At 68.4% G+C, this 8,122-nt stretch carries 6 protein-coding genes and 1 pseudogene; 4 read left to right on the top strand and 3 right to left on the bottom strand.

Annotated elements, in window-relative coordinates; translation table 11 throughout:
• Positions 1 to 155: 155 nt before the first annotated feature.
• The 3 genes from metG to rnfB are packed head-to-tail and all read left to right on the top strand — an operon-like array spanning position 156 to position 3,315.
• Positions 156 to 2,222 (top strand): methionine--tRNA ligase, encoded by a 2,067-nt coding sequence (metG, locus tag ACXJKH_RS10610; RefSeq protein WP_457319403.1) that lies wholly within the window; start codon positions 156 to 158, stop codon positions 2,220 to 2,222.
• Between the two features lie 60 nt (positions 2,223 to 2,282).
• The gene (locus tag ACXJKH_RS10605; protein WP_457319402.1) at positions 2,283 to 2,873 is read left to right on the top strand and encodes an HAD family hydrolase; all 591 of its coding nucleotides are present in this window, start codon (positions 2,283 to 2,285) and stop codon (positions 2,871 to 2,873) included.
• Between the two features lie 25 nt (positions 2,874 to 2,898).
• Positions 2,899 to 3,315 (top strand): Rnf electron transport complex subunit RnfB, encoded by a 417-nt coding sequence (rnfB, locus tag ACXJKH_RS10600; protein WP_256775886.1) that lies wholly within the window; start codon positions 2,899 to 2,901, stop codon positions 3,313 to 3,315.
• Positions 3,316 to 3,357: 42 nt separating this feature from the next.
• On the opposite strand, the gene ACXJKH_RS10595 is transcribed toward rnfB, so the two are convergent.
• Complete coding sequence (locus ACXJKH_RS10595; RefSeq protein WP_038687069.1) at positions 3,358 to 3,705, bottom strand: RidA family protein; 348 nt, start codon at positions 3,703 to 3,705, stop codon at positions 3,358 to 3,360.
• A gap of 196 nt (positions 3,706 to 3,901) precedes the next feature.
• On the opposite strand from ACXJKH_RS10595, the gene mprF reads away from it, so the two are divergent.
• Positions 3,902 to 6,466, top strand: a complete 2,565-nt coding sequence (gene mprF / locus ACXJKH_RS10590) for a bifunctional lysylphosphatidylglycerol flippase/synthetase MprF (protein WP_457319401.1) — start codon at positions 3,902 to 3,904, stop codon at positions 6,464 to 6,466.
• A 40-nt stretch (positions 6,467 to 6,506) separates the two neighbouring features.
• On the opposite strand, the gene ACXJKH_RS10585 is transcribed toward mprF, so the two are convergent.
• Both ACXJKH_RS10585 and ACXJKH_RS10580 read right to left on the bottom strand, forming a co-directional pair.
• Positions 6,507 to 7,850, bottom strand: coding sequence for a virulence factor family protein (locus ACXJKH_RS10585; protein ID WP_457319400.1), 1,344 nt, complete (start codon positions 7,848 to 7,850; stop codon positions 6,507 to 6,509).
• A gap of 79 nt (positions 7,851 to 7,929) precedes the next feature.
• Positions 7,930 to 8,122 (bottom strand): annotated as a pseudogene (locus ACXJKH_RS10580) (DUF998 domain-containing protein); the annotation flags it as partial.

Below are 8,122 nucleotides of genomic sequence, written 5' to 3'. Positions count from 1 at the left end.
TCCCCCAGCAGACCGGTCAATAGGCTTCGGCTTCGGCTTCGGCTTCGGCTTCGGCTTCGGCTGTGGCCCTGGCTCCAGTTTCGAAAAAAAGCCCGCCGCAGGCGCCCACCCCCTCCATGCGATAATCCCCAGTCCCCAAAGCAACAACGCAGACCATGACCCGCACCGCTCTCGTCACCACCGCCCTGCCCTACGCCAACGGCCCGCTCCACCTGGGCCACCTGGTCGGCTACATCCAGGCTGACATCTGGGTGCGCGCGCGGCGAATGAGCGGCGGCAAGACCTGGTTCGTCTGCGCCGATGACACCCATGGCACCCCGATCATGCTCGCCGCCGAAAAGGCCGGCGTCAGCCCGGAAGCCTTCATCGCCAACATCCAGGCCAGTCACGAACGCGACTTTGCCGCCTTCGGCGTCGCCTTCGACCACTACGACTCCACCAACTCGGCCGCCAACAAAGCCCTGACCGAAGCCTTCTACCTCAAGCTTGAGGCCGAAGGCCACATCGCGCGCCGCTCCGTGGCCCAGTTCTACGATCCGGCCAAGGGCATGTTCCTGCCCGACCGCTACATCAAGGGCATCTGCCCGGTCTGCAGCAGCCCTGACCAGTACGGCGACAACTGCGAAGTGTGCGGCGCCACTTACGGCCCCACTGAACTCAAGGACCCGCGCTCGGTCATCTCCGGGGCCACCCCGGAAATGCGCGACTCCGAACACTTCTTCTTCGAAGTCGGCCGCTTTGAAGGCTTCCTGCGCGAGTGGCTGGCCGGCGACGTCGCCCTGCCCGGCGTCAAGGCCAAGCTCGGCGAATGGCTCAATGCCGAAGGCGGCCTGCGCGCCTGGGACATTTCCCGTGACGCGCCGTACTTCGGCTTCGAAATCCCCGGCCAGCCCGGCAAGTACTTCTACGTCTGGCTGGATGCGCCGATCGGCTACCTGTCCAGCTTCCAGACCCTGTGCGCCAAGAACGGGGAAGATTTCGACGCCCACCTGCGCGCCGGTTCCAGCACCGAACTGCACCACTTCATCGGCAAGGACATCGTCAATTTCCACGGCCTGTTCTGGCCGGCGGTGCTGCACGGCACCGGCCATCGCGCGCCGACGCGCCTGCACGTCAATGGCTACCTGATGGTCGACGGCGCCAAGATGTCCAAGTCGCGCGGCACCTTCGTCATGGCGCGTACCTACCTGGATGTCGGCCTGGAAGCCGAAGCGCTGCGCTACTACTTCGCCGCCAAGTCCGGCGGCGGCGTTGAAGACCTCGACCTCAACCTGGGCGACTTCATCGCGCGCGTCAACGCCGACCTGGTCGGCAAGTTCGTCAACCTGGCCAGCCGCTGCGCCGGCTTCATCAGCAAGCGCTTCGATGGCCGCCTGGCCGACAGCCTGCCCGATGCCGCCCAGTACGACCGCTTCGTCGCCGCCCTCGCCCCGATCCGTGAGGCGTACGAGCGCAACGACCCGGCCGCCGCCGTGCGCCTGACCATGACCCTGGCCGACGAAGCCAACCGCTACATCGACGACCAGAAGCCGTGGGTGATCGCCAAGCAGGACGGCGCCGACGCGCAGCTGCAGGCGGTCTGCACCCAGGGCTTGAACCTGTTCCGCGTGCTGGTCACCGCACTGCGGCCGATCCTGCCGGCCACCGCCGCGCAGGCCGAAACCTTCCTCGCCGCACCGGTGCAGGACTGGACCGACATCGCCCGCCCGCTGACCGCACACACCATCGCGGTGTACGCACCGCTGTTCACCCGAATCGACCCGAAAATGATCGACGCCATGACCGACGCCTCCAAAGACACCCTCGCCGCCGCACCCCCCGTCGCCCCGGCGAAGCCTGCCAAGCCGGCGCCCGCACCGGCGGTAGCCGCCGCCCCGACCGACGGCACGGCCTATATCGGCATCGACGACTTCGCCAAGCTCGACCTGCGGATCGGCAAGGTGCTGGCCTGCGAGTTCGTCGAAGGCTCGGACAAGCTGCTGCGCTTCGAACTGGACGCCGGTGATCTCGGCAAGCGCCAGATCTTCTCCGGCATCCGCGCCAGCTACGGCGAGCCGGAAAAACTGGTCGGCCGCAGCGTGGTGTTCATCGCCAACCTGGCCCCGCGCAAGATGCGTTTCGGCCTGAGCGAGGGCATGATCCTCTCGGCCGGTTTCGACGGCGGCGACCTGGCCCTGCTCGATGCCGACAGCAGCGCCCAGCCCGGCATGCCGGTGCGCTGATCGCAACGAGGGGCGGCCTTGCCGCCCCGTCCTGCTGGCCTGCACGGAGGAAGCTGCGGTTTGGAACTGGCCCTGTTCGATTTCGACCACACGGTCACCACCTGCGACACGTACGGCCGTTTCCTGCGCCGCGTGGCGACGCCGGAGCAGCTCGCCCAGGCCTGGTGGAAAGTCGGGCCGTGGCTGCTGGCTTACCGGCTCAAGCTGATATCGGCCGCGCGCATCCGCGCCCGCGTCACCCGCCTGACCTTCAGCAACCGTCACAGCGATGACATCGCCACCCAGGCCGCCGGCTATGCGCGCGATGTGCTGCCTGACGTGGTGCGCCCGCAGATGCTGGAACAGATCCACTGGCACCTGCAGCAACGGCATACCGTGGTGATCGTGTCCGGCTCGCTGGATCTGTACCTGCGCCCGTGGTGCGAATCGCTTGGTCTGGGCCTGATCTGCAACCGTCTGGAAAGTCGCGATGGACGCCTCACCGGCCGCTACGCCGATGGCGACTGTGGCCCACGCAAGGTCGAACACATCCGCCAGCGCTACGACCTGTCACGCTTCCAGCGCATCCACGCCTACGGCGACAGCGCGGAAGACCGTCCGATGCTGGCCCTCGCCCACGATCGCTGGTATCGCGGCAAACCCTTGAAATGAAGACCCCGCGCAGCCGACGCCACGCATGATCACCCCAACGTCCCTGACCGAACGCCTCGACCGCCTGCTGCCGCAGACCCAATGCGGTCAATGCGGCTATGACGGTTGCCGTCCCTATGCCGAGGCCATGGCCCGCGGCGAGGCCGGCGTGGACCACTGCCCACCCGGCGGTGATGACGGCGCGCGGGCACTGGCGCGTGTACTGGGTGTACCTGCAGTGCCATTCGACCGCAGCCGGGGCGAATATACGCCCGCGCAGGTGGCGCTGATCATCGAGGCGGACTGCATCGGCTGCACCAAGTGCATCCAGGCCTGCCCGGTGGATGCCATCGTCGGCGGTGCCAAGTACATGCACACCGTCATCGCCGACCTGTGCACCGGTTGCGCGCTGTGCATTCCACCGTGCCCGGTGGATTGCATCGACCTGATCGCAGCGCGCTGATGCCGTGCAGCCGAGCGATATGCCCGGCTGCCATTCGGCCCGTTACGGCAGTGCCGCGGTGATCACGATCTCCACCTTCCAGCTCGGATCGGCCAGCTTGGCCTCCACCGTCGCGCGTGCCGGCGTCATGCCCGCCACCACCCACTCATCCCACGCGGCATTCATGCCGGCGAAATCGTTGATGTCGGCCAGGAACACTTCCGCACGCAACACGTGCTGCTTGTCGCTGGCCACCAGCGCCAGCAGCTTGTCGATCTCTTCCAGCACCTGCCGGGTCTGGCCGGTGATGTCCTGGCTGGTGTCTTCGGGAATCTGCCCGGACAGATAGGCGACCTTGTTGTGCACGGTCATTTCGGACATGCGCGGACCGACATCGAAACGTTCCAACATGGCGCTTTCTCCTCTGGATGAAGGGACATTGTCACCGATGCGGTGTGCGCCTGTCCGTGCCCGGTGTCCTTGCCGCCACGGCGTGCACAGCGCGCACCCTTGGCAAGCGTGCGCATCAGGCGCACGATGCGCCCGCACCCTGCACCGCCTCCTGCCTTGACTCTTTCATCGCCCCCCCACGGAGCACGCTACACCGATGACCGAAACGASCCCTGCTCCCGCCCCGGCACGCCTGGCCTGGCGCCGCGCCGCCACCGTCATCTTCAGCCTGGCGATCCTGGCCCTGGCGCTGCGCGGGCTGGCCAACGAGTTCGACGAACACGGCTACCGCGCCATCCGCGAAGCGTTCCGCCACCTCGGTGCCGGCCAGATCGCGCTGACCGTGGTGCTCGGCCTGGCCAGTTACGCCTGCCTGATCGGTTTCGATGCCATTGGCCTGCGTCGCAGCGGCAAGCAGTTGCACCCGGCGCGTGTGGGCATCACCGCCTTCCTGGCCCACACGCTCGGCCAGACGCTGGGGTTTGCCGCGCTCACCGGCGGCGCCGTGCGCCTGCGCGGCTATGGCGGGGCCGGGCTGAGCCTGGGCGAAATCGGCCAGGTGGTGCTGATGAGCACGCTTGGCTTCGTGTTCGGCGCGTGGCTGCTGCTGGCCTTGGCCTTCATCCTCGAACCGGGTGCGGCCGCGTTGGCGCTGCCGGTGTCGGTGCAGGCGGTGCGCGTGTTCGGCATTGTCGGCCTGCTCGGTTACCTCGGCACGCTGCTGCTGGTCGGTCGCGACGGACGTACCTTCCAGATCCGTGGCCACAGCCTGTGGCTGCCCGACCGCCGCACCATGCTTGGCGTAACCGCGCTGAGCGTAGTGGAACTGGTCCTGGCCAGCGCCGCGTTCTACGTGCTGCTGCCGATGGATACCCCCACCGGCCTGCCCGGCTTTGTCGGCCTGTACCTGGTGGCGGTGCTGGCCGGGTTGATCTCCAGCGTGCCGGCCGGGCTGGGCGTGTTCGAGTGGAGCCTGCTCAAGCTGCTGCCACAGGTGGCACCGGCGTCGGTGCTGGCCGCCGCGCTGATCTACCGCGTCACCTATTACGTGCTGCCGCTGCTGCTGGCCACGCTGCTGGCCCTGGGCCCGGCAATGCGCAAGCCGCTGCGGGTCGGCGCCGGGGCCACCCGCGCCGGCTGGACCGCGCTGCGTCCGTGGCTGCCGCAGATCATCGCGCTGGCGGTGTTCAGCGTCGGTGCCGCACTGGTCATCGACGGCACCCTGCCGACCCCGCGCCGGCACCTGGTCAACGCCTCGCTGCCGATCCTGGAAACCTCGCACCTGCTCGGCAGTCTTGGTGGCGTGGCCCTGCTGCTGATCGGGCAGGGACTGCAACGACGCAGCCACGCGGCCTGGATGCTCGCGCTGGGCATCTGCGTGATCGCGCCGCTGCCGATCTGGCTGCGCGGCGGCCAGGTGTTGATCGCGCTGTCGGCACTGTTGGTGGCGATGGCGCTGTGGGCCTCGCGCCGTGAGTTCTACCGCCAAGGGGCGCTGCTCGACGAAGCCTGGTCGTGGCCGTGGATCCGCAATCTCGGCCTGGTCCTGGTCGCGGTGATCTGGCTGCTGTTCTTCGTCTACAGCCACGTCGAATACCAGAACGAGCTGTGGTGGCAGTTCGCGCTGCAGGGCAACGCCCCGCGTGCGCTGCGGGCGCTGCTGGTGGTGGCCATCGCGCTGACCATCTTCGGCCTGGCCCGGCTGCTGCACAGCACGCGCAGCCCGCTGCCGGCCGCCGACGCCCCGACCCTGGACGCACTGGCCCCGATTCTGGCTGCCGCCGAAGACACCCAGGCGTGCCTGGTCCTCACCGCCGACAAGGCGGTGCTGCGCGATGCCGACCAGCGCGGCTTTGTGATGATGCAGCGCTACGGCGGCTCGCTGATCGCGATGGGCGACCCGGTCGGTCCGCCGGAGGTGGTGCGCGGACTGATCTGGCGCTTCCGCGAGGAAGCCGACCGGCTCGGATTGCGCCCGGTGTTCTACCAGGTCGGCGAAGCGCATTGGCAGACCTACCTCGACCTCGGCCTGACCCTGGTCAAGCTCGGCGAAGAGGCGATGGTGCCGTTGCAGGACTTCGGCCTGGAAGGACGCGAGCGTGCCGACCTGCGCCAGGCCTGGAACCGCGGCAAGCGCAGCGGCCTGAGCTTCCGCGTGGCCACCCCGGCCGAGGTGCCCGCCCTGCTGCCGGCGCTGGAAGCGATCTCACAGGAATGGCTGGATGACAAGGCCGGCGATGAAAAGGGCTTCTCGTTGGGCAGCTTCGATCCGGACTACCTGGTGCGCTTCCCGATGGCGCTGGTGGAAGCGGAGGGCCGCATCGTCGCCTTCGCCAACCTGTGGCAGGCGCCGGCCGGGCACGAGTTGTCGGTGGATCTGATGCGACATATCGACGATGCGCCCAAGGGCACCATGGATTTCCTGTTCATCGAGCTGTTCCTGTGGGGCCGCGCCAACGGCTTCCACCGGTTCTCGCTCGGCATGGCGCCACTGTCGGGACTGGCCCAGCATCGCCTGGCCGGGCGCTGGAACCGCTTTGCCAATATCGTGGCCCGGCATGGCGAGCGTTTCTACGGCTTCAGCGGTCTGCGCCGCTTCAAGTCCAAGTTCGCCCCGCAGTGGCGTGCCCGTTACCTGGCCGCGCCCGGCGGCGTGCACCTGCCGGCTGCACTGCTTGATGCCACCCGGCTGATCTCGCTGGATCCGCGCCGCCACGATTGACCCTGGTGGGGGATCCGGCATGGATCCCCCACCGCACGCGTCACCGCGCCGGCAGATGCTCCAGCAACGTCTGCGCCAAGCGATCGTAATCGCCCTTGAAATGATGGTCGCCCGGCAGTTTCACCACCTGCGCATTGCCTCCCGGCAGGTCCGGGCACAGCGCATCATCGTCGTCCTCGCCATACAGGCACAGCGTCTTGCCGACCGGCAACCTGGCGATCTCCGGCGCGATCGGCAGGCCGTCGCCACCGCCGCCCAGCCAGTTGCTGACATGGAACTCGTAATCGGCGGTCTTGCCCACCGACATCAGCCCGATCATCGCCACGCTGTCGCGCATCGCCGGTGACAACTGATTGATCGCCGCCGGGAGCACGTCGGCGCCCTGCGAGAAGCCGACCAGCACCACCCGCTTGCGCTGCCATTGCCGGCTGTAATGCGCGGCAATGCGCTCGAGGTCGCGGGCGAAGCCCTGCGGATCACGGGCGGTCCAGAAATAGCGCAACGAATCCACGCCCACCACCGACACCCCGCCCTCGCTGAGGGCGGCGGCCACTTCCTTGTCCAGCCCGGCCCAGCCGCCGTCACCGGACACGAAGATCGCAAACGTGTCGCCCGGCTTGCTGGACGGCACTTCGATCACCGGCAAGCCCTTGAGGTCATCGGGCGGGGGCGCCAGGCTCACCCCCTTCTGCGCACCGATCACCTGCGCCGCCGCCAGCAGCCCGGGCAGGTCGCCACCCTCTGCGCTGCGCTCGAACTGTCGGCCCATGCTCACCTTGCGCACGAACGCGGCTGCATCGCCGACCTTGCAGCGTGCGTCGCCGGCAGCGTTCAGCCACGGGAAATTGAGGTCGGCCGGTTGCAGTCGGCCGTGGCTGACGCCGGCCCCGCAGACCATGCGCTCGCGCGCCCGGTCCGGACAGAAGTCGGTGGTCAGCAGGCCGGCGAAGACCTGGGTGTCGGCCTGCGCAGCCACCGCATAGGCCAGCTCGGCACCTTCCCCGTCGCCGCCGATCAGCGGCAGGCGGTAGCCGGGCAGATGCAGGTAGGCCTGGAACCAGCGCGAGAAATTCTCCACATCGCCGGCGCCGAACCCGCAGGTACCGCCGCCTTCGCGGGCCAGTTCCTTGCGCAGCCGGGCGACGTCGACCTGGGCGACCAGCGCGCCCCGCGCACGCAGCGCATCGATGCGCTGACGGGTGCGTTCGTGCTCGCGGCCGCCGTCGAACCACACCACCACCCGCTGCAGGTGTCCTTCCGGCAGGAACACCGGCACCTGCTGGAACCGCCCATGGCTGACCTGCTGCGGTGTCGCGGCCGCGGCCATCGACGCCCATCCACCGATCACCAGACCCAGTACCTTCCCCCACCCGGCTCGCCGCATCGTCACGCATCCCAAAAGAGTCCCGCCCACGATACGCCGGTCCCCCGCCAACGGCATGTACACAGACTGGCAGCACCGCTCAGCCAAGCGAAGCGACCCGGGCCTCCCGCGTCGTCCGCCATTGCCGTCCGGCCACCGCCAGCAGCCACAGCACCAGCACGGCGATCACCAGCTTCTGCCCCGCGCCGCGTGGCGGACCACGCCACAGCACGTGCAGCCACAGCAGCACGAAGCACAGCCATGCCCAGGCCCAGGCCAGGCCGGCCCAACGC

The organism is Stenotrophomonas sp. P5_B8 (assembly GCF_054049855.1).
Note: the sequence above shows the minus strand (reverse complement) of the source record. Positions and strands in the feature narration are given on the sequence as shown.

What these genes read in the sequence shown, in the direction of transcription:
- ACXJKH_RS10585 (WP_457319400.1), bottom strand. Translation starts at nt 7,850, where the DNA reads ATGCGGCGAGCCGGGTGGGGGAAGGTACTGGGTCTGGTGATCGGTGGA.
- metG (WP_457319403.1), top strand. Translation starts at nt 156, where the DNA reads ATGACCCGCACCGCTCTCGTCACCACCGCCCTGCCCTACGCCAACGGC.
- ACXJKH_RS10595 (WP_038687069.1), bottom strand. Translation starts at nt 3,705, where the DNA reads ATGTTGGAACGTTTCGATGTCGGTCCGCGCATGTCCGAAATGACCGTG.
- rnfB (WP_256775886.1), top strand. Translation starts at nt 2,899, where the DNA reads ATGATCACCCCAACGTCCCTGACCGAACGCCTCGACCGCCTGCTGCCG.